This window comes from Ruegeria sp. 6PALISEP08 (assembly GCF_001238295.1).
Taxonomy (GTDB): Bacteria; Pseudomonadota; Alphaproteobacteria; order Rhodobacterales; family Rhodobacteraceae; genus Ruegeria.
Genome location: NZ_LGXZ01000002.1, coordinates 182,904 through 202,283 on the forward strand (window position 1 = coordinate 182,904; position 19,380 = coordinate 202,283).

Annotated in this window: 21 protein-coding genes and 1 pseudogene; 3 read left to right on the top strand and 19 right to left on the bottom strand. The window is 57.5% G+C overall.

Annotation, left to right across the window (positions count from 1 at the left end; translation table 11 throughout):
- Positions 1 to 9: 9 nt before the first annotated feature.
- The 5 genes and pseudogenes from ALB80_RS04030 to ALB80_RS04050 form a co-directional block, all read right to left on the bottom strand.
- Positions 10 to 1,002 carry a GGDEF domain-containing protein gene (locus ALB80_RS04030; protein ID WP_050602742.1) on the bottom strand — a complete coding sequence of 331 codons (993 nt, stop codon included), beginning with the start codon at positions 1,000 to 1,002 and terminating at the stop codon, positions 10 to 12.
- Positions 999 to 1,587: pseudogene (locus ALB80_RS04035) on the bottom strand (heme NO-binding domain-containing protein). Before ALB80_RS04035 ends, ALB80_RS04030 begins: the two are co-directional and overlap by 4 nt.
- 118 nt (positions 1,588 to 1,705) lie before the next feature.
- Positions 1,706 to 3,265, bottom strand: a complete 1,560-nt coding sequence (locus tag ALB80_RS04040) for a trimethylamine methyltransferase family protein (protein WP_050602743.1) — start codon at positions 3,263 to 3,265, stop codon at positions 1,706 to 1,708.
- Between the two features lie 115 nt (positions 3,266 to 3,380).
- Positions 3,381 to 4,076, bottom strand: a complete 696-nt coding sequence (locus ALB80_RS04045) for an HAD family hydrolase (RefSeq protein WP_050602744.1) — start codon at positions 4,074 to 4,076, stop codon at positions 3,381 to 3,383.
- Between the two features lie 24 nt (positions 4,077 to 4,100).
- A complete protein-coding gene (locus ALB80_RS04050; protein ID WP_050602745.1) occupies positions 4,101 to 4,385 on the bottom strand; it encodes a DUF3572 domain-containing protein in 285 nt (94 codons plus the stop codon).
- 88 nt (positions 4,386 to 4,473) lie between these two features.
- Here ALB80_RS04050 and ALB80_RS04055 point away from each other — a divergent pair, with 88 nt between their 5' ends.
- A complete protein-coding gene (locus tag ALB80_RS04055) occupies positions 4,474 to 5,874 on the top strand; it encodes a diguanylate cyclase (protein ID WP_050602746.1) in 1,401 nt (466 codons plus the stop codon).
- Positions 5,875 to 5,879: 5 nt separating this feature from the next.
- Here ALB80_RS04055 and ALB80_RS04060 read toward each other — a convergent pair whose 3' ends face one another.
- From ALB80_RS04060 to ALB80_RS04075, 4 genes are read right to left on the bottom strand one after another with little or no spacing between them, the layout of a single operon-like run.
- On the bottom strand, positions 5,880 to 6,353 hold the full coding sequence (locus tag ALB80_RS04060) for a periplasmic heavy metal sensor (protein WP_050602747.1): 474 nt from the start codon (positions 6,351 to 6,353) through the stop codon (positions 5,880 to 5,882).
- Positions 6,350 to 6,703, bottom strand: a complete 354-nt coding sequence (locus ALB80_RS04065) for a hypothetical protein (RefSeq protein ID WP_253276812.1) — start codon at positions 6,701 to 6,703, stop codon at positions 6,350 to 6,352. The genes ALB80_RS04060 and ALB80_RS04065 overlap by 4 nt, the downstream gene beginning before the upstream one ends.
- On the bottom strand, positions 6,693 to 7,310 hold the full coding sequence (locus ALB80_RS04070; protein WP_050602749.1) for an RNA polymerase sigma factor: 618 nt from the start codon (positions 7,308 to 7,310) through the stop codon (positions 6,693 to 6,695). Before ALB80_RS04070 ends, ALB80_RS04065 begins: the two co-directional genes overlap by 11 nt.
- 6 nt (positions 7,311 to 7,316) lie before the next feature.
- On the bottom strand, positions 7,317 to 7,787 hold the full coding sequence (locus ALB80_RS04075) for an EF-hand domain-containing protein (protein WP_050602750.1): 471 nt from the start codon (positions 7,785 to 7,787) through the stop codon (positions 7,317 to 7,319).
- Positions 7,788 to 8,009: 222 nt separating this feature from the next.
- Between ALB80_RS04075 and ALB80_RS04080 the strand changes: the two genes are divergently transcribed.
- Positions 8,010 to 8,408, top strand: a complete 399-nt coding sequence (locus tag ALB80_RS04080; RefSeq protein WP_050602751.1) for a DUF983 domain-containing protein — start codon at positions 8,010 to 8,012, stop codon at positions 8,406 to 8,408.
- A gap of 25 nt (positions 8,409 to 8,433) precedes the next feature.
- A complete protein-coding gene (locus ALB80_RS04085) occupies positions 8,434 to 9,135 on the top strand; it encodes an NUDIX hydrolase (protein WP_050602752.1) in 702 nt (233 codons plus the stop codon).
- 10 nt (positions 9,136 to 9,145) lie between these two features.
- Here ALB80_RS04085 and ALB80_RS04090 read toward each other — a convergent pair whose 3' ends face one another.
- From ALB80_RS04090 to nuoI, 10 genes are read right to left on the bottom strand one after another with little or no spacing between them, the layout of a single operon-like run.
- Positions 9,146 to 10,813 (bottom strand): ribonuclease J, encoded by a 1,668-nt coding sequence (locus ALB80_RS04090; protein ID WP_050602753.1) that lies wholly within the window; start codon positions 10,811 to 10,813, stop codon positions 9,146 to 9,148.
- The gene (locus tag ALB80_RS04095; RefSeq protein WP_050602754.1) at positions 10,810 to 11,589 is read right to left on the bottom strand and encodes a type III pantothenate kinase; all 780 of its coding nucleotides are present in this window, start codon (positions 11,587 to 11,589) and stop codon (positions 10,810 to 10,812) included. Before ALB80_RS04095 ends, ALB80_RS04090 begins: the two co-directional genes overlap by 4 nt.
- 11 nt (positions 11,590 to 11,600) lie before the next feature.
- Positions 11,601 to 12,350: a biotin--[acetyl-CoA-carboxylase] ligase gene (locus ALB80_RS04100; protein ID WP_050602755.1), complete on the bottom strand. Its 750-nt coding sequence runs from the start codon at positions 12,348 to 12,350 to the stop codon at positions 11,601 to 11,603.
- Positions 12,351 to 12,404: 54 nt separating this feature from the next.
- Complete coding sequence (gene nuoN, locus ALB80_RS04105; protein ID WP_050602756.1) at positions 12,405 to 13,847, bottom strand: NADH-quinone oxidoreductase subunit NuoN; 1,443 nt, start codon at positions 13,845 to 13,847, stop codon at positions 12,405 to 12,407.
- Between the two features lie 15 nt (positions 13,848 to 13,862).
- A complete protein-coding gene (locus ALB80_RS04110) occupies positions 13,863 to 15,407 on the bottom strand; it encodes an NADH-quinone oxidoreductase subunit M (RefSeq protein WP_050602757.1) in 1,545 nt (514 codons plus the stop codon).
- On the bottom strand, positions 15,407 to 17,560 hold the full coding sequence (gene nuoL, locus ALB80_RS04115) for an NADH-quinone oxidoreductase subunit L (protein ID WP_050602758.1): 2,154 nt from the start codon (positions 17,558 to 17,560) through the stop codon (positions 15,407 to 15,409). Before nuoL ends, ALB80_RS04110 begins: the two co-directional genes overlap by 1 nt.
- Before the next feature lie 7 nt (positions 17,561 to 17,567).
- Positions 17,568 to 17,873 (bottom strand): NADH-quinone oxidoreductase subunit NuoK, encoded by a 306-nt coding sequence (nuoK, locus tag ALB80_RS04120; RefSeq protein WP_050602759.1) that lies wholly within the window; start codon positions 17,871 to 17,873, stop codon positions 17,568 to 17,570.
- Between the two features lie 4 nt (positions 17,874 to 17,877).
- Positions 17,878 to 18,480 (bottom strand): NADH-quinone oxidoreductase subunit J, encoded by a 603-nt coding sequence (locus ALB80_RS04125; protein WP_050602760.1) that lies wholly within the window; start codon positions 18,478 to 18,480, stop codon positions 17,878 to 17,880.
- Complete coding sequence (locus ALB80_RS04130; protein WP_050602761.1) at positions 18,477 to 18,887, bottom strand: carboxymuconolactone decarboxylase family protein; 411 nt, start codon at positions 18,885 to 18,887, stop codon at positions 18,477 to 18,479. The genes ALB80_RS04125 and ALB80_RS04130 overlap by 4 nt, the downstream gene beginning before the upstream one ends.
- Entirely contained in the window at positions 18,884 to 19,378 is a 495-nt protein-coding gene (gene nuoI / locus ALB80_RS04135) for an NADH-quinone oxidoreductase subunit NuoI (RefSeq protein ID WP_050602762.1), read from the bottom strand. The genes ALB80_RS04130 and nuoI overlap by 4 nt, the downstream gene beginning before the upstream one ends.
- Between the last annotated feature and the right edge of the window lie 2 nt (positions 19,379 to 19,380).

The following is a 19,380-nucleotide window of genomic DNA, read 5'->3' on the forward strand; positions in this document are numbered from 1 at the left end:
CGCAAACACTCAGGATCGCGCGTTGGTCAATGTCGAATAGAGCCGATGACACGACCGGCCATCCCGTTTCGCTTGATACAACGCCAGATCGGCCCCATGCAGTATATCGGCGGCCTTCAGCGCCTGAAACTGAGTGGACAGGGCCGTACCAATACTGGCTGAAATACTGCATCGCTGGTTCTGGAACATCATCGGTTCAGTCAGGCGCGAGATCAGACGATCCGCGATGGATTCCAATGTATCTCCCTGAGTCAGGTCTTTGAAAATAATGACAAACTCGTCCCCACCCACGCGGGCAACCGTGTCCTCGCCGCGCGTTTCCTCCAACATGATCCGAGCCGCCTGTTGCAGAACGAAATCACCAGCCGCGTGGCCCAGCCTGTCATTTACGGATTTGAAGAAATCCAGGTCCAGATGCATCAAGGCAAAGGTCGAACGGGTCGAGATCAAATGTGCCAACTCGTTGTCCATAGCCCTGCGGTTCTTTAATCCGGTCAACGTATCGGTATAAGCCTGTTCCTCGGCAGCAAGCATGGCACCTTGAAACCTGAGGTTCAGCGAACGCGACGCCTCCATTGCGGCGGATTTAGCTTCGACCAGGTAGAGCAACTCGATAGCCAGATCAGTTCCTGAGAAGTCCGCACTTGTCAGCGCATAATCCCGAACCGCATCCAGAATTGAAATCCCGAATGACAAGTTGATGACGGCACCACCGGAACGCGCCAAAGGGGCGACCAACCCTTTGAGCGTTGTGCGCGGTTCATCATGAAATTTCAGGTGCAGTTTTGCCCCGGCCATCGACATCAAGGCGGGAACGGTCGTAACCGTTCTGGGACGGATCAGTTCAAACACATCCAAAAACCCCTGCCCCACCAGCGGCAGTTCAGGCCGCAGTTTTTGCAGGGTCGGGCCTGCTTGTTGGATGCACCCGTTTTGGTCCACCAGAAGATACATCGGGCAAAGCGTTTCCAGAAGACCAGCCAGTTCCTGTGTGTCCGTCATCCGTTCCGGGCCCCCAGATCAAAATGCCGACCTTCTGCAAAGGCGCTTTCAACCAACATGATGGAAATGACGTCGCTGTCCTGCTGTTGCCCTTCATGCGACAGCATCACCAGCGCGCCGTAATCGTCGGCCATGGCACGTAAAATCCCGACCATAACACTGGAAAACCCGGGAAGACCCGGAGAACAACATAGCTGGTATTCCATGGCTGAAAGCTCTCGCAATTCCAGGATCGGCAAAGTCAAATCAGACACGGCCAGACGTACGCGATCCGCCAGATCATCCAGCGAATGCAGGAACTCAACATAATTTACGCCGCCAAACCGGAGAAGACGACGCAACCCTTCCATACTGGGATGGGAAACAAGATATGTTCCCCACATCTTCGAGAATCTCCGCCTGTGGCCGATTGAGGTCGCCGCTGAGCGCGTCAAGCACCCGTGTCGTCATGTCATCGTCATAAACGAGCATGGCTTCAAACTCGACGAACCCCAGCCGCGCGGCATCGGTCACGCGCAACCAACAAGATTGCCCATAGGTCGCGCAGACAAAGGATTGTATCGCCCGATTGATCAGACCATGCATCGGAAACCCCAAATTGGTGTCCCCGGTACTCTGGGCTGAAAACTCTTAACAAAAAGCCAAAATCCACCCTGAGTTGCAGCAAATGCAACCGGGTATCATCCCGACATTTGGTCCGAGCTCAAAAGTCCGTCGGCGCGCCACCTTCAGCTTTGCGACGTTCGACAAATTCGGCCAGTTCGTCACGAATAGCGTCGTCCAGAGGGGGGGCTTCAAAGCTCGATACGATCTCTTTGAACATGTGGTGGGCGCGTTCGGCAGTCCAGATTCCGCCTGCGACTTCCCACCCTTCATAGTTTTTCCAATCACTCAGGAAGGGTTGATAGAATGCGGTGGTGTAACGGTCCTGCGTATGCTGAGTGCCGAAGAAATGACCGTCATTTCCCACAGCCCGGATTGCGTCCAGCGCGATTTCGTCCGGACCGGTGGCGGTCAGTTCCGGATTCATATATCGTTGAATTTGCTGTAGGATTTCACAATCCATGATGAACTTTTCCGGGCTGGCGATCAGACCGCCCTCCAGCCAACCGGCGGCATGATAGACCATGTTGGTCCCCGATTGCACAGCAGCCCAAAGCGAATTCGAGGTCTCCCACACCGATTGCCCATCCGGCACATTTGCGGCGCAAACTCCCGATGAGCGCATGGGCAAGCCGTAGAACCGCGCCATCTGGCCGGTCATCTGGGTCGAACGCATGTATTCCGGTGTTCCAAAGGCGGGCGCACCGGTTTTCATATCAACATTCGACGTAAAGGTGCCGATCACGCAGGGAATTCCGGGGCGCACATATTGGAACAGCGCTATGGCACACAGCGCCTCGGCCAATGACTGCGCAACGGCCCCTGCCATTGTCACCGGTGCCATTGCACCTGCCAATGTAAAGGGCGTAACCACTATGGCCTGCCCGCGCCGGGCCAGCCGAAGACAGCCATCGATCATCGGATGGTCATGCTTCAGCGGTGAAGTCGAATTGATATTGGTGTACATACGCGGCTCGGCTTCGAACTCTTCGTGGCTCAGACCGCCGGCAATTCGTACCATTTCCATTACATCTTCAACGCGTTCCTTACCCAGCGAATAAGCATGCATCGCCTTGTCGGTCAGGGTCAGTTTGTCATACAGCACATCCAGATGGCGGACACTCGCATGGATATCTACCGGCTCAACCGGGTAACCGCCCGCGAAATGGATACAGTTGAAGTACTGCGTCAATTTCAAAAGATTCCGGCACATCTCGCGATTGCCAGGCACCTTTTTCCCGATCTCCATGTCCCAGTAATTCGGCGGAGACGAAACATTGCCAAACAGAATGTTCTTGCCACCAATCTCAATCTTGCGATCCGGGTTGCGGGGCGTGATTGAAAACTGGCTGGGGGCTTTGGCGACCATCTCCATGACAAAGTCGCGGCCCATTCGGACATTGTCCCCGTCGATGGTGCAGCCTGCCTCGCGCAGGATGCCAATCGCCTCTTTGTTGTAGAATTCGATCCCGATTTCTTCAAGGATACGCATAGCCCCGTCATGGATCGCTTCGATACCGGCCTGATCCAAAGGTTCCGTGGGACAGTCAATATTGACAGGCGGATCCCAGGGCATCTGATCAATCGCCGCGCTTCCTCTGCGCGCTGCTGCCCCTGCGCGCCCTCCTCCTCGGCGCTTTCGTGTCGTCGTCTCGGCCATCGTTGCCTCCGTTCTTGCTTTACACAAGCAAGCCTCGAAGGCATGACTCTGGCCGCTCTATCTGCGACAGAAAATGTCGGTTTTTTATTTCGGACCGTCGATTACCGAGTTTAACCTAGCGATTTTTTGCCAGCCACTCGGGAATATGCCCGATATCCGGCAAGACTACATCCGCCATTGGCGCCAAGGCATCTGCCTCGGCCAGCCCCGTCAGAACACCGATGGTGGTCATCCCTGCGGCGCGCCCTGCCTGCAGGTCATGGAGGCTATCACCCACCATTACAACGCGGGAGGGCTCGACCCCAACATGGGCCGCAAAGGCCAGCAACTGACCGGGGCCCGGTTTGAATCCGTGCCCGCTGTCATACCCGGCGACAAAGTCGAAATGTTCCCGGATCCCTGCGGACTTCAGATGCTGCAGGGCCGGGTGTTCACTGTCATTGGTCGCGACACCAAGCTTGATCCCTGCATTTCGCAGAGCTTCAAGAAACGGGACCAGAGGAACAGCAGGGGCCTGCGGAGCCGCGGCGGCTTCGGCATTCATCACGTCCACAATCTGGTGTACGGTCATATCTGGAAAGTGATCGGCCAAAACGTCAGCGATTTCCTCGACGGTCGCGGCAATCACGATGCTGTCTTCGGCATATTGCTCTTGCTCAAGATCATAGCCGATAACACGCCCAATCTCGGCCGCACGGTCTTTGTCACCATCTGTCAGGCGCAGCAACATAGAGCGCCCAAAGCCGCCCCATGTGTTTGCAAAATCAAACAGCGTGCCATCTTTGTCGAAGACGATTGCATCTATCGGCATCAGTTGCTCCTAAGGGTCAGGAATTCAGGTCCAGTGTATTTCTGCGCCGCCGGACAAAACCCCACGCGCCTGCGCGGGAAGATCATAGGCGATCGAGTTCGCGTCACAAAACGCCATGACCCACGAGTCGTCAAGCACCATAAAATCAAGCACCGATGCCAGAAAATCCCGATCCCCTGCCCGCTCACGCACATCGTCTATCGAAGCACCCGTCGATCCTAGGAATATGGGCAACAGCTCGTCGTTACCAACCAGCCAACCCAGGGCCGTCAAAGCAAGTGTTTCAGCAGAATCGGACGATATCGGCATAAATCGGGCTCATATCCAGTCGTGGAAAGGGTTTGTTAACCAGACTCATAAACACTTTGTTCACGCATGCAATCAATGGTGAGCAACTATGTCTGTGCAGGGAACCATCCTTGTCCTCGACGGGGTATCAACCAATCGCATCATGCTGAAGGTTCAGCTGACAGCGGCTTGGTATCACGTGGTGCAAGGTGAAAAGCTAGAAGGACTGCAGGCGCTTGTGCGCCGCACGCAACCTGATTTGGTACTGACCGCTCAGACTCTGCCCGATGGAACTGCTGCGGATGTCAAGAACGCGATTGCGACAGTTCCCGGCCTCGAGGATGTGCCTATCGTAGCCGTCGCCGCACAAAACGACAGAGACGCGCGTCTGCGCGCCCTGAAGGATGGGTTGGACGATGTACTGACACACCCATTTAAAGACACCTTACTGCTGGCGCGTATCCGCAGCCTGTTGCGCGCGCGCGCCGTCACACAGGACCTGCAGGCCAGCAACAGTTCACAACCTATCGGGTTCGGGGAGCCTGCGCCAAGCATCATCCGCCCCCCCAAGGCGGCACAGGTCAGTATTCTGACACATGCGGTGCAAACCGGTGTCCTGTGGCATAAAGCGTTAAGAGAACAGCGGCAATACTCCCTGTCCTGGCACCTTCAGTCGAATCTTCAAAGCGTATTGTCAGGTGCGGTTCCCGATGCCGTTATTGTCGAACTGGGCACGCATCCGTCCGATTTGAATATCCTGGCTGATCTAAGGTCGCGAAGCATTACACGAAATACCGTGCTGATCGGGGTGATGCAGGACAACGATACCCTTCAAGCGTCAGAGGCGCTGGACCGCGGCGCAGATGCCGTTTGCCTGGGCGGGTTCTGCACGCAGGAAATCTTGCTGCGGCTGGACAATCAGATCGCCCGCAAGGCGCGGTTGGATCATCTGCGGGTTTCGCTGAGAAAAGGCATCGCCGAGTCGTGGATCGATCCTTTGACCGGGCTGCACAATCGGCGTTTTGCAATGCGAGCACTGGATCAAATCGCACGCGAATCCGCTCGGACCGGGCGCGGATTTTCGGTCATGCTGGCCGATCTCGATCACTTCAAAGCCATCAATGACGACCATGGCCACGCCAGTGGCGATCACGTTCTGACGCAGGCAGCGGAACGTATGCGCGGTGCCTTGGGGTCTCGTGGCTTTGTCGCCCGTATCGGAGGCGAAGAATTCATGATCGGGATGCCCGACGTGTCACCCACTCAAGCCAAGCAAATGGCCGAAACCCTTTGCAGCAGCATTTGCAGCACGCCGTTCAGGCTTTCGAACGAGGGACGACAGGTCGATGTGACAGTCAGCATCGGGTTGAAGATGTCTCAGCCCTCTTTACCTGCTCAGGACTGCGTATCCTCTTATGTTGAAACCCTGATAGATTCCGCCGACAAAGCGCTGTACGCAGCGAAAAAGGCCGGGCGCAATCAGGTGAGAATCCGGCAAAATGCAGCCTGAGCCTGTCAGTCCTTTTTCTTGTGCCCGTGCTTCCCGCGCTTGACGACGTCTTGTAACCGATCGGCATATGCCTGCCGTTCGCCGTCGCTCATGGCGGTAACACGCGCCAACCATTGAGATTGCAGCGCCTCTTGCAGGGCAGCTGTGGCGTCTGCCTGCTGCTGCAAAAGCACTTCGACGGCGACTGGGTCAAAAGGAACCCTGCGCAACGCCTGGCTCATCGCCTCAAAGTCCTGCGTGCGGCCCTTGCTTCCTTTTTTGTGAAGACCCGACAGCTCGCCCCGCATTGCCTTGCGTTCGTCTTTTGGCAAAGCCCGGTACAAGGCTGGGCCAAATCCCGGTGGTGCCTTGGCATGATCTTCGCCTTTCAGGCGCAACACGGTTCCTAAGGCCACTCCAACGATCAACAGGTTCACAGCCAGAGACACGGCCAGGACAAGTGGCATCCACCGGCGTTTGGGTTTGGGGTCAGCGTTCATTCCGTGATCTCCAGAAAGCTTGTGTCATATCCAAGGTCTGCCACAAAATACGCAGTCTCTTGCGACGTCAGCAGATTGACGGGATCGGGCAAAAAGGCAGGTGCTGAAAACCCGATCCAGACCCCCGCCGCACTGGCCGCCACCAGGCCACTCAACCCCTGCCAGCCGCCCAGATTGCGCACTAGCCTTTCCAACAGCGCAGGTCTTGGCCCCGGCGCGGGTTTCATTCGGTTCAGGCGCACGGCCTCGGCATCTGTCTGGATGCGCACGGCCAGATCATCCGGCAATGCGGGCCGTTGTTGGCGCGCCTGAGCAAACAATTGATCCAGTTCCAGGTTGTCATCCGTCATTGTCATACCCCAGTTCTTCACGCCGCCCCGCCAGAATGGCGGCCAGACTTCGTTTTCCCCGCGCTGTCAGACTTTCGACCGCTTCCACGGAAATGCCCATGATCCCGGCAATCTCGGGGTTGGGCAATTCTTCAATGTGGCGCAGCACCACCGCTTGCCGCTGCCGCTCGGGCAGTTCGGCCAGCGCGACCTGCAAGGCATCCTTGCGCGCCTGGTCCTGCATCCGGTCAACCACGCTGGCTTTACCATCTTCAGGCTCGGGAACATCCGACAATCTGTCGGGTGTCTTCTTGCGCCGAAGGTCCACGCACAGGTTCAAAGTCACCCGGTACAGCCAGGTCGAGACTTTGGCCTGGCCGGACACCCAATCCGGTGCCAATTGCCACAACCGCATCATCGCCTCTTGTGTCACGTCTTCCGCTTCGGCCCGATTGCCCAACATGCGCAACGCGACCGAGTAACAGCGTGGACCCAGACGGTCAGTAAGAACCCGAGCGGCCTCGGCATTGCCATCAGCAAAGCGGCCCAGCAACTCATCGTCGCTGAGCGTGCCCGCGCTGCTCATCGCACCGCGGGCGTCTTGTGGGTGGGAGGTCAGATCCTCCATCCTGCATCAGCTGTCGTCTGCGTCCGAGTTGTGATGCTTTTTCTTGTGGTGCCGCCCCATCCGGTCCTTGGCATCGGCATATTCCTGCTCCGAGATTCCGCCACTGTTATCCGCGTCCATCCGATCAAACATCTTGTCAGCACGGCGGGGTTTCGGCAACTCGTCCTGATTTAGAAACCCGTCTTTGTTCGCATCATTTTTTTCGAACATCTTGGCGACGCGGTCACTCGCCCTTTTCTGCGCAGCGGCTTGCATCTCTTCAAGGCTCAGCTGGCCATCGCCATCGGTATCCGCTTGTGTGAAGCGCGCTGTGCGATGGGCCTCGATCTCTTGTTGCGTCACCTGACCATCACCATCGGCGTCAAGCTCTTGAAAGGATACAGGCTCGCGCCCGCCTTTTCCGGCAGCCAGGACAGATGTGCCGGTGACGGCAACTGCAGACAAAACGATGGCCGTGATGAATGTCGCGTTTTTCATTTCGGTTTTCCCTTGTTGACGCGGCCCCAGTGCCGCTGCTCATACCTTTTCAAACGCAGGCGAACGGGAATTCCGTCGCAGGAAAGTGACACTTTTTTCTACAATGAGTTGAGACGCTCATGATGTTCTTCTGGTTTCAAGCGTTGCAAAGCGACGCACCCCCCTTTCAAATCCACCCGTTCAGACGCATTATCCCGCAAAGATTAATGCGCGAGTTATATTATGACGGATCAGACGATCGACACCGCAATCGAGTCAGAGCGTGAAACATGGCCCGCCCTTGTCAAAGGGTTTCGGTGCAAATGTCCCAACTGTGGTGAAGGCAAGCTGTTGCACAGTTACCTCAAGGTCAATGATAGCTGCTCGAATTGCGGGCAGGAACTGTTTCATCATCGCGCCGACGATGGGCCCGCCTACCTGACGATTCTTCTTGTTGGCCACCTGCTCGCGCCTGCTCTGCACGTGTCTTACGTCCATTGGCGACCAGACCCCTGGACCATGGCCATCACCTTGTCGATTGGTTGCATTGCCCTGTCGCTGTACCTTCTGCCCCGATTGAAGGGAGCCGTTGTCGCGTATCAGTGGGCCCGCCGTATGCACGGTTTCGACACATCCAAGTAAACCCAATGGGCCGCGTAGCGTAGACATGACAGCAGACAAGACCGCCATCCGGGACGCCGCAACTGTGATCGTTCTGCGGGACAGATGGACCAACCCCTCGATCCTTATGGGTCAGCGCGGGTCCAAGGCCGCGTTCATGCCGAATAAGTTCGTGTTTCCTGGCGGGGCCGTTGATCCATCGGATTCAAAGATCCCCTTGGCTACCAAGCTGCCCGATCTGTGCCATGATCGCTTGGCCGAACAGGCAGAGCCAGGGTTGCAACATGCGCTGGCCGCCGCTGCCATTCGAGAGCTATGGGAAGAAACAGGGCTTGTTCTGGGCCAGCCGGGTGCTTGGCCAGGTCTCGCACCTGACGACTGGCAGAGTTTTTCCGCCATGGGATACGTGCCATCTGCAGCTGCGTTGCAGTTCGTATTCCGCGCCGTAACACCACCCGGACGCCCTCGTCGGTTTGACGCACGGTTCTTTTTAGTCGACGCGGATGCCCTTCAAGGTGATCTGGACGATTTCGGCCGCGCCTCGGATGAGCTGTCGCACCTGCAATGGGTGCAACTGGATCGGGCCCGAGATCTGGATCTGCCCTTCATAACCGAGGTTGTTCTGGCGGAAATCGCGGCCCGGGTTACATTCTCCGAGCCGCCATTGTCAGTTCCATTCTACAAGAATAACGACGAATCCAATCTGTTCCTGCGCCTCAGGGGCTTTACCATGCCGGAACACGATTGACGGTTCCGGTTCACCGCATCCGGCTGACAACCACCGTCACTTCGGGCTTCTTGCCGATTTCCGTTCTTGCGGTCTGCCGAACGATCCGGCGCATTTCGCCTTCCAGCTTGTCGTCATCGCGCAGTGTTTTGGCAGCAGCCCGCATCAGGAACTGATTCAGGTCCTCTTCCAGAACCTCTACCAAAGCGGCGCGCGAGGTTCCGATCTCGGGCAGGCCCATCGTATCGCACCAAGGCTCGCCCAACGGTTCGTCTTCCTCGTCCAGAACCACGGTTACGGTGACATGCCCGTTCAGAGCCATGCGGATACGATCCCGCACCACCCCGTCCAACGCGCCGATCTTGACCGTCCCGTCCAGATAGGTGCGCCCGGTTTCGACATAATCGACAACCGCCGGGGCGTTACCACTTAGATCCAGCATGGTACCGTTCACCGCCAGCACGCCGGTTCTGCCGCCTTGCTCTGCCAGTTTGACGTGTTCACGCAGATGACGGTGTTCTCCATGCATGGGAATCACGACCTGCGGACTGATCAGCGCATGCACCTTTTCAAGATCGGGTCGGTTGGCGTGGCCTGACACGTGATAGAGCCCCGAACTGTCATCCACTACATCCACGCCCTTCTCGCTGAGCTGGTTCATGATAAAGATCACGCCCCGTTCGTTGCCCGGAATGGTCTTCGAGGAAAACAAGAACAGGTCGCCTTCGGCCAGTTCCAGACCGCGATACTTGCCACGCGCCAGTTGGGCACTGGCGGCACGGCGTTCGCCCTGGCTGCCGGTTACGATCAGCATCAGGTTCTGACGCGGAAGATCCAGCGCTTCTTCCGCGCTGATCACCTTTGGAAAATCCACAAGGATACCGGTCTCGGTCGAGGCCTCAATCATCCGGCGCATGGCCCGGCCCAACAGGACAACCGAACGTCCTGCACGCGCGCCCGCCTCCGCAAGTGTTTTGACCCGCGCGACGTTTGAGGCAAAAGTGGTGGCCACAACCATACCTTCAGCGCTTTCGACCAGTTTGACGATCTCGGGGCCAACCTCAGATTCCGAACGACCCGGATGGGTGGAAAACACATTTGTACTGTCGCAGACCAGCGCCTTGACGCCGGGCTTGGCCACCTCGGCCCAAAGATCGGGATCAAAGGCTTCGCCAACGACCGGAGCTGCATCTAATTTGAAGTCACCCGAATGCACGACGCGCCCCTCCGGCGTGTCGATGACCAACGCCGCGCTTTCGGGAATCGAGTGCGATACAGGCAGAAAGCCAACCGTGAAAGGACCGACCGTGACCTGTTCAGGCCAGGCAGATGCGGTCGTCACCGCCTCGGTCGAGTGTGCATGTTCTTCCATCTTGCGGCGTGCGATATTGGCCGTGAAGGCGCGGGCATAGACCGGGGCACCCAAGGCTTCATAGCAATGCGCCACAGCTCCGATGTGGTCCTCATGCGCGTGGGTGATGAAAACACCGTCCAGCCGGTCGGCGCGCTCTTTCAGCCACGAAATGTCCGCGTAGATGAGGTCAACGCCCGGCGTTGTGTCCATGTCCGGAAAGGTTACGCCCAGGTCGACAAGGATCAGGCGTTCCTGACCGGGTTTGCCATAGCCGTACACATAGGCATTCATGCCAATTTCACCCGCGCCACCCAGCGGCAGGTAGATCAATCTTTCACTGCTCATGTGGAGCCATTATCCTTGTTATAGCGATAGATCACGGTCAAGCCGTGCATCGTCAGATCGTCTTCGATTATGTCGAACCCAACATCGGCCTGATCGAACAAAGGGGCCAGCCCCCCCGTCCCGACAACTTTCATGGGCATTCCGTATTCGGTCTTGATCCGGGCGATCAGCCCTTCGATCAGGCCGGAGTAGCCCCAATACACGCCCGATTGGATACATCCAACCGTATTCGTCCCAATCACTTTTTCCGGTCGGGTAATGTCGATATGCGGAAGCGCCGCTGCCCCCTGGTGCAGAGCCTCGAGGCTCAGATTCACACCGGGCGCGATAATTCCCCCGACATAGGCCCCATCAGCAGCAACTACGTCAAAGTTCGTCGCGGTGCCAAAATCCACCACAACCACATTGCCGCCATGACGGTCAAATGCACCGACAGCATTGGCCAGTCGATCCGGACCAGGCACTGTCCCTTCATCCACACGAGGCGGTACAGGTAACAGACAATCCGGCTTACCTACCACTAGCGGTCTGCAGGCAAAGAAACGGTCTGCGAAAATTCGAAGGTTGAACACAACACGCGGTACAGTCGAGGCAATGATGACATCGGTGATATCCGCCTCGATGCCGTAGTGTTTCACCAGCGTCGAATACCAGGTGAAATATGCGTCTGCCGTGCGCGCGTGGTGGGTCGATGTGCGCAAGGTGCATAGGAACTTCTCACCGTCCCAAATCGAGAAAACGGTATTGGTATTGCCGCAATCGATGGCCAGAAGCATCTGCGCCCCTTTCAGAAATAGACATCCGCCGCAGGAATGCTCACGCGGCCCTTGGCGGTGTTTAAGACAAGGTTGCCGCTTGCGTCCACTGTTTCGAAAGTGCCTTTGGTCTCTGACGTCCCGGTGCGTGCGGTGATGACCTCACCCAACCGGGCCGCGCGGGCCAGCCAAGCGGTACGGATTGGATCGAACCCATAGGTGGTGAATTGAGTTTCGTAGGTGGCGTAGGCGGCCGCAAGTTCGGTCAGAAAATCCTCTGGCGAGACATGCGCCCCAGTTTCCGACAGCAACGAGACAGGCCGCATCGCACCGGGTTCGACCGCATCAGCGTCCGGAGCATTGGCCAGGTTCACACCAATGCCGATAGCCAGATGCGCCACACCGTGCCCCTGCCCGGTGCTTTCCAGCAAGATACCGGCCAGCTTTCCGCCGTTCAGCAACACATCATTGGGCCATTTCAGCGACAGCCCTGCCGTGCGCCCGGTCACGGCGACACAGGCATCAAACAACGCCAGCGCGGCCACGAAACTGCGCAATGCCACCTGTTCTGGGGCACCTTGCGGACGCATCAGCAACGTCGCGGCCAGATTGCCCATGGGGTTGGCCCAGGCCCGTCCACGCCGACCGCGCGCTGCCGTCTGATGATGCGCCATGATCCAGACAGGACCACGCGCATTGGGCGCAATCCGCGCCGCCTCGTTCAGGGTGCTATCGACTTCCTGCACCTCGTGCAGGCCGTATCCTTGGGGCCATTTGGTCATATCAAAAAGGCCCGGTCACACGACCGAGCCCCTCCTTCCGATTGCTCAAGACGTTCAGTTGACAAGCGTGGCTGCTGCGGCAGCAGCCGCGCCCTCGACGCCAAACTGATAGAAGATGCCAACCAGCATCAACGCCGCAGAACCCATAAGGGCAACCCACAGAACAGGCGTCGATCGGGTCTCGATTGGCTCTTCGTTTTCAGCCCCGAAATACATATAGAACACGATCCGAAGGTAGTAGAACGCACCAATGACAGACGCGATGGCCGAGACGATCACAAGGCCGGTCAACCCCGCGCTGACACCCGCTTGCCAAACTCCAAACTTGGCAAAGAAGCCCAGCATCGGTGGGACACCAGCAAGGCTGAACATCAGGATCAGAACGGCCAGAGCCTTACCCGGATCACGTTTGGAGTATTGTCGCAACGCATCAATGTCGGTGATGGGTTTACCGTCACGTTCCATCATCAATATGAAGGCGAAGGTGCCGATATTCATGGTCACGTAAATGGCCAGGTACATCAGCATCGCTTTGATGCCCAACTCGGTGCCCGCTGCAAGACCAATCAGCGCATAGCCCATATGGGCAATCGACGAGAACGCCATCAGGCGTTTGATGTCGCGCTGACCAATCGCGGCGACGGCACCCAGCAGCATCGACAGCACGGAAAGCAGCACGATCACCTGTTGCCAGTCTTTCACAATGCCTCCGAAAGCATCATGCATCAGCCGCGCAAAAAGCGCCATGGCGGCCACTTTCGGCGCGGTCGCGAAAAAGGCTGTAATCGGTGTCGGCGAGCCTTCGTACACGTCCGGTGTCCACATGTGGAACGGCACGGCAGAAACTTTGAAGGCCAGACCTGAGATCATGAAGATCAGACCAAACAGCAGACCAATCGAGACGTCTCCGGCCTGAACGGTCGTGATGATACCCGAAAAAAGCGTGGTGCCGGTGAAGCCATATACCAGCGACGCACCATAAAGCAGCAGACCCGAACTGAGCGCACCAAGCACGAAATACTTCAAGCCCGCTTCGGTCGATTTCGCGCTGTCCCGACGCAGGGCCGCGACAACATAGAGCGAGAGCGATTGCAGCTCGAGACCCATATAGAGCGACATCAGATCGCCCGCGCTGACCATCATCATCATACCTACGGCAGCAAGAGCCACCAGCAGCGGGTATTCAAAACGCAGCAGATCACGGCGCGCCATGTATTCCTGGCTCATGACCAGAACAGCACCTGCCGAAAGCAGAATGGCAACCTTTGCAAAACGGGCGAACCCATCATCGACAAACATGCCGTTGAAGGCCACATTGGTGCCCTCACCCTGTGTGGCGATCCAGATCGCCAGAAGTGCCATCAAACCTGCCGTAGTCCAAACCAGCAGCGGTGCCAGCCCATCCTTCGTTGTGTAGACAGCCCCCAAAAGCGCCGCCATCGCATAGAGCGCCAGAATGATTTCCGGCAGGATAATTGTCAGATCAGCCTGGATCATGTCTCCAAAGCTCCCTTAATGCGAAGCGGCCGTCTGGGTCGCAGCTTCTGCTGCGGCCAGAGCCGTGTCATAGTTCGAAATCAGCGCGGCAGTGGATTGACCGATCACATCCGTTACCAGCGAAGGATAGACCCCCAGAAGGATGGTCATCACGATCAGTGGGGCAAAGATCAACCGCTCGCGCGAGCTCATGTCGGTCATCGCCTTCAGGCTTTCCTTGATCAGGTCGCCAAAAACCACGCGGCGGTACAGCCACAGTGCATAGCCGGCCGAAAAGATCACACCGGTCGCAGCCACTGCCGTTACCCAGGTGTTGACCTGAAACGCGCCCATCAGTGTCAGGAATTCGCCGATGAACCCGGACGTGCCAGGCAAGCCGACATTCGCCATGGTGAACAACATGAAGACCAGCGCATAAGCAGGCATCCGGATCACCAGACCGCCATAGGCTTCGATATCCCGAGTATGCATTCGGTCATAGATCACGCCGACGCACAGAAAGAGCGCGGCCGAAATGAAGCCGTGGCTCAGCATCTGGAAAATCGCGCCATCAATCCCTTGCTGGTTCGCCGCAAAGATGCCCATGGTGACAAAGCCCATATGCGCGACCGAGGAGTAAGCGATCAGCTTCTTCATATCCTCCTGCACCAACGCCACCAGCGAGGTGTAGACAACCGCAATGGCCGACATCCAAAGCACCAGGTCGGTCATTACCGCAGAGCCCACAGGGAACATCGGCAGGCTGAACCGCAGGAAGCCATAGCCGCCCATCTTCAGCAGAATCGCTGCCAGAACAACCGAGCCCGCGGTCGGAGCCTGCACGTGTGCATCCGGCAACCAGGTGTGGACCGGCCACATCGGCATTTTCACCGCGAAGCTGGCGAAGAAGGCCAGGAACATCAGCGTCTGCATGCCGCCGACAACATAGATGCCCAACACACTGAAGCTCTCGGACGAGAACTGATGGGTCATCAGCGCCTCGATATCCGTGGTGCCCGCATCTGCATACATCGCAACCATCGCCACCAGCATTAGAACCGAGCCGAGGAAGGTGTAGAGGAAGAACTTGAAGCTGGCGTAAACCCGGTCCTTGCCGCCCCAGATGCCGATGATCAGGAACATCGGGATCAGACCCGCTTCGAAAAACAGGTAAAACAGCACCAGATCCAGCGCCATGAAGACACCCAGCATCAGGGTTTCCAACAGCAGGAAGGCGACCATGTATTCCTTGACGCGGTCGGTCACGTTCCAGCTGGCCAGAATGGTAAGCGGCATGATGAAGGTGGTCAGCAGGACAAACAGAACACTGATTCCGTCCACGCCCATCTTGTATTTGAGGCCCATCAGCCACTCACCCTCTTCCACCATCTGGAAGCCGGGGTTCGAAGGGTCAAAGCCCGTATAGATGCCGATGGAAACCAGGAATGTCACAGTGGTGGCCAGCAGAGCAATCCATTTGGCGTTTCGCTGTGCCGCTGCATCGTCACCATGCAGGAACAGGGCCAGAATACCTGCTGCAATAGCCGGGATAAACGTAACAATGGAAAGGATGTTGTCCATTAGTGGGCCCCTCCGCCGATAGACATCCAGGTCACAAGGGCCGCGATGCCCAGCACCATCCAGAAGGCATAGGTAAAGATGTACCCGGTCTGCGCCTTGCCAGCGAGGCGGGTAAAGAAGGGAACAACGCCCATTGCTACTCCGTTAAGGAAGCCATCGATTGTATTGCCGTCACCGCGTTTCCACAGGAAGCGGCCAAGCGCCACAGTGGGTTTGACAAAGATCGCGTCATAGACTTCGTCGAAGTACCACTTGTTCAGCAGGAACAGGTACAACGGACGCTGATTTGCAGCCAGACGGGCTGGAAGCGTCGTGTTCACGATGTAGAACCAGTACGCAACGACAAAGCCAAGTAACATGGCGACGAACGGTGAAACCTTGACCCATTTCGGAGCCGCATGCGCATCGTCCAGAACGTGGTTGTCTGGGGCCATATAGAGCGCACCTTCACCTGGTTCACCGGCGAACACATAATGATGGTCACCGGCATGCGCGTCTTTCTCGCCATGCGCGGCATCGTCGGCATGGCTGTCATCTGCATGGCTTTCATCGGCATGGCTGTCTTCACCGTGCGAAGCATCCGCCGCCGCATGATCACCAGCCTCGGCATGCTCGGATGCTTCTGCAACCGGAATACCGTAGAACTTGCCGACCTTGTCCGCATGGCCAAAGAAGTTGCCGTACCAGATCATCCCGGCAAACACCGCACCCAGTGACAAGACGCCCAGCGGCACCAGCATGGTCATCGGGCTTTCATGCGCATGGTCGTGCGTATTCTTGTCCCCGCGCGGTTCGCCAAAGAAAGTCAGGAAAATCAGGCGCCAGCTGTAGAACGAAGTGAACATCGCCGCGATGACCAGCATCCAGAACGCATAGCCCGTTCCGCCGGCATAGGCGCTTTCGATAATCGCGTCCTTGGACAGGAACCCGGCAAACCCAAAGGTCGTCAACGGGATACCGACACCCGTGATGGCCAACGTACCGATCATCATCGCCCAGAACGTATAGGGGATCTTCTTGCGCAGACCACCATACTCCGTCATCTCTTGCTCGTGATGCATTGCGTGGATCACCGAGCCCGCACCAAGGAACAGCAGCGCCTTGAAGAACGCGTGCGTGAATAGGTGGAACATCGCCGCCGAATACATGCCGACGCCAGCTGCGACGAACATGTAACCCAGCTGGGAACAGGTCGAATAGGCGATGACCCGCTTGATGTCGGTTTGAACCAAACCCACGGTAGCCGCAAAGAACGCGGTCGAGGCACCAAGGAAGGTGATAAAACCGGTCGCACCCGGAGCGAACTCCATCAGCGGCGACATACGGCAGACCAGGAAGACACCCGCAGTAACCATGGTCGCGGCGTGGATCAGCGCCGACACAGGCGTCGGGCCTTCCATCGCGTCTGGCAACCAGGTGTGCAGGACCAGTTGTGCCGATTTACCCATCGCGCCGATGAAGAGCAGGACGCAGATCACCTCGATCGCGGTCCATTCACCCCATAGGAAGTGCAGCTTCTCTTCCGCCAGTGCAGGGGCCGATGCGAAGATGTCCGAGAAATTGATGCTGTCGGTCAGGAAGAAGATCGCGAAGATACCCAGCGCAAAGCCAAAGTCACCCACACGGTTGACAATGAACGCTTTCATCGCCGCCGCATTGGCCGAAGGCTTGCGATAGTAGAACCCGATCAACAGATAGGACGCGACACCCACGCCTTCCCAGCCAAAGAACATCTGCACAAGGTTGTCTGCTGTTACCAGCATCAGCATGGCGAAGGTGAAGAAGGACAGATATGCAAAGAAACGCGGCTTATAACTTTCGCCCTCACGCCATTGCGGATCGTGATCCATGTAGCCGAAGGAATAGAGGTGCACGAGCGCCGAGACGGTCGTCACCACAATCAGCATGATCGCGGTCAGACGGTCCAGACGGATCGCCCAGCTTGTCGACAGCGACCCGCTCTCGATCCAGCGCATGATCTCAATTTGCTGTGTCACCCCGTCAAAGGTGAAGAACACGATCCATGACAGCAGACAGGCCAGGAACAGCAAGCCAGTGGCAGTCCACATGGCGGCTTTCTCGCCAATAAATCTCCAGCCGAAACCGCAGAGCAGCGCGCCCACCAGCGGGGCAAAGAGGATGGTGGTTTCCATGGTTCTCTTAGCCCTTCATCATATTGACGTCTTCAACCGCGATCGAGCCGCGGTTGCGGAAGAAGCAGACCAGAATGGCCAGACCAATCGCCGCCTCGGCCGCCGCCACGGTCAGCACGAACAGCGTAAACACCTGCCCGACCAGATCGCCGAGAAAGCTGGAAAACGCCACGAGGTTGATGTTCACCGCCAGCAGCATCAGTTCGATGCTCATCAGCAGGATGATGACGTTCTTGCGGTTCAGGAAGAGACCGAAGATGCCGATGACGAACAGCGTCGCCGCGACCGTTAGATAGTGTTCAAGTCCGATCATCGCCTCAAAGTCCCTGCCCCGGTTTCACGTCCTTCAACTCCATCGCCTTGGCCGGGTCGCGCATCATCTGGCCGACGATGTCCTGACGCTTGATGTCCTTGCGGTGGCGCAGCGTCAAAACAATGGCACCGATCATGGCCACCAGCAGGATCAGGCCCGCCAATTGGAACAGAAGGAAGTATTGATCATAAAGGATGACGCCCAGTGCTTCGGTGTTGTGGCGATCCACTGGCACCGGCTGCGCCAGATTGGTCGCCGCACCCTGCGCGCTGTCCCAGGCGCCGAAGGCCATGACGAACTGCATCAGGATGACCAGACCAATCAGCAGCGCCAGCGGCATATAGCGCGCCATCTCGGCCTTCAGCTCGGCAAAGTCCACGTCCAGCATCATCACTACAAACAGGAACAACACCGCGACTGCACCGACATAGACGATGATCAGCAGCATCGCCACGAACTCGGCCCCCAGCAACACGAACAGCCCCGCCGAGGACAGGAAGGACAGGATCAGCCACAGCACAGAATGCACCGGCTGACGGCTGATCACCGTGAACAGCCCGCCGGTGATGGCGCTGATGGCAAACAGATAGAAGGCAAAGACGGTCATTGATCCTCATCCTCGTTATCGCCCATGACCTCTTGCGCCAGATCCAGCGCACGGGTCATGGCCGGGATGCCGGCAAAGACCGACATCTGACCGATCGTTTCCACGATCTCTTGTTTCTTTGCGCCCGCTTCCAGCGCGTGGCGCACGGTCTGGCGTACCGCCGCATCCGCCTGAGCGCCCTGACAGGTCAGTCCGGCCAGCGTCAGCAACAGGCGGGTTTTGGCGTCCAGCCCGTCGGTGTTGACGGTGTTGCCGAACATCATCTCCATGACCTCTTTGGGCATGGTCGGCCACAGCGCCTCGAACCCCTTGGGCGAGAATTTCTCCATCGCCGGGTTCATCGCCTTGGCCATGTCTTGAGCCTGCTTCATCATCAGCTCGAACGGATTTGTCGGAGCGTCACTCATCTGTACGGCGCGTCCATTTCCAGATTGCGGGCGATTTCGGCTTCCCAGCGCTCGCCGTTATCCAGCAGTTTTTCCTTGTCATAGAACAGCTCTTCACGGGTTTCCGTGGCGAATTCGAAATTCGGGCCTTCGACGATGGCATCGACCGGGCAGGCCTCTTGGCAGAAACCGCAATAGATGCATTTGGTCATGTCGATGTCATAGCGCGTGGTGCGGCGACTGCCGTCTTCGCGTGGCTCGGCGTCGATGGTGATGGCCTGCGCGGGACAGATCGCCTCGCAGAGTTTGCAGGCAATACAGCGTTCTTCGCCGTTGGGGTAGCGACGCAGGGCGTGTTCACCACGGAATCGAGGCGACAGCGGGCCCTTCTCATGCGGGTAGTTGATGGTGGCCTTGGGGGCAAAGAAATACTTCAATCCCAGCTTCATGCCGACCCAGAAGTCCTGCAGCAGAAAGTACTTGGCGGCGCGGGTATAGTCGATTTGGGTCATGA

Bases quoted from the DNA above. Each gene is read 5' to 3' on its own strand.
- ALB80_RS04050 (WP_050602745.1), bottom strand. From the start codon at position 4,385: ATGCCGATATCGTCCGATTCTGCTGAAACACTTGCTTTGACGGCCCTG.
- nuoK (WP_050602759.1), bottom strand. From the start codon at position 17,873: ATGATCGGACTTGAACACTATCTAACGGTCGCGGCGACGCTGTTCGTC.
- ALB80_RS04045 (WP_050602744.1), bottom strand. From the start codon at position 4,076: ATGCCGATAGATGCAATCGTCTTCGACAAAGATGGCACGCTGTTTGAT.
- ALB80_RS04125 (WP_050602760.1), bottom strand. From the start codon at position 18,480: ATGACCGTCTTTGCCTTCTATCTGTTTGCCATCAGCGCCATCACCGGC.
- ALB80_RS04100 (WP_050602755.1), bottom strand. From the start codon at position 12,350: ATGACCAAATGGCCCCAAGGATACGGCCTGCACGAGGTGCAGGAAGTC.
- ALB80_RS04055 (WP_050602746.1), top strand. From the start codon at position 4,474: ATGTCTGTGCAGGGAACCATCCTTGTCCTCGACGGGGTATCAACCAAT.
- ALB80_RS04085 (WP_050602752.1), top strand. From the start codon at position 8,434: ATGACAGCAGACAAGACCGCCATCCGGGACGCCGCAACTGTGATCGTT.
- ALB80_RS04030 (WP_050602742.1), bottom strand. From the start codon at position 1,002: ATGACGGACACACAGGAACTGGCTGGTCTTCTGGAAACGCTTTGCCCG.
- ALB80_RS04130 (WP_050602761.1), bottom strand. From the start codon at position 18,887: ATGAGTGACGCTCCGACAAATCCGTTCGAGCTGATGATGAAGCAGGCT.
- ALB80_RS04040 (WP_050602743.1), bottom strand. From the start codon at position 3,265: ATGGCCGAGACGACGACACGAAAGCGCCGAGGAGGAGGGCGCGCAGGG.
- nuoN (WP_050602756.1), bottom strand. From the start codon at position 13,847: ATGATCCAGGCTGATCTGACAATTATCCTGCCGGAAATCATTCTGGCG.
- ALB80_RS04070 (WP_050602749.1), bottom strand. From the start codon at position 7,310: ATGGAGGATCTGACCTCCCACCCACAAGACGCCCGCGGTGCGATGAGC.
- ALB80_RS04095 (WP_050602754.1), bottom strand. From the start codon at position 11,589: ATGCTTCTGGCCATCGATTGCGGCAATACCAATACCGTTTTCTCGATT.
- ALB80_RS04110 (WP_050602757.1), bottom strand. From the start codon at position 15,407: ATGGACAACATCCTTTCCATTGTTACGTTTATCCCGGCTATTGCAGCA.
- ALB80_RS04065 (WP_253276812.1), bottom strand. From the start codon at position 6,703: ATGACGGATGACAACCTGGAACTGGATCAATTGTTTGCTCAGGCGCGC.
- nuoI (WP_050602762.1), bottom strand. From the start codon at position 19,378: ATGACCCAAATCGACTATACCCGCGCCGCCAAGTACTTTCTGCTGCAG.
- nuoL (WP_050602758.1), bottom strand. From the start codon at position 17,560: ATGGAAACCACCATCCTCTTTGCCCCGCTGGTGGGCGCGCTGCTCTGC.
- ALB80_RS04060 (WP_050602747.1), bottom strand. From the start codon at position 6,353: ATGAACGCTGACCCCAAACCCAAACGCCGGTGGATGCCACTTGTCCTG.
- ALB80_RS04080 (WP_050602751.1), top strand. From the start codon at position 8,010: ATGACGGATCAGACGATCGACACCGCAATCGAGTCAGAGCGTGAAACA.
- ALB80_RS04090 (WP_050602753.1), bottom strand. From the start codon at position 10,813: ATGAGCAGTGAAAGATTGATCTACCTGCCGCTGGGTGGCGCGGGTGAA.
- ALB80_RS04075 (WP_050602750.1), bottom strand. From the start codon at position 7,787: ATGAAAAACGCGACATTCATCACGGCCATCGTTTTGTCTGCAGTTGCC.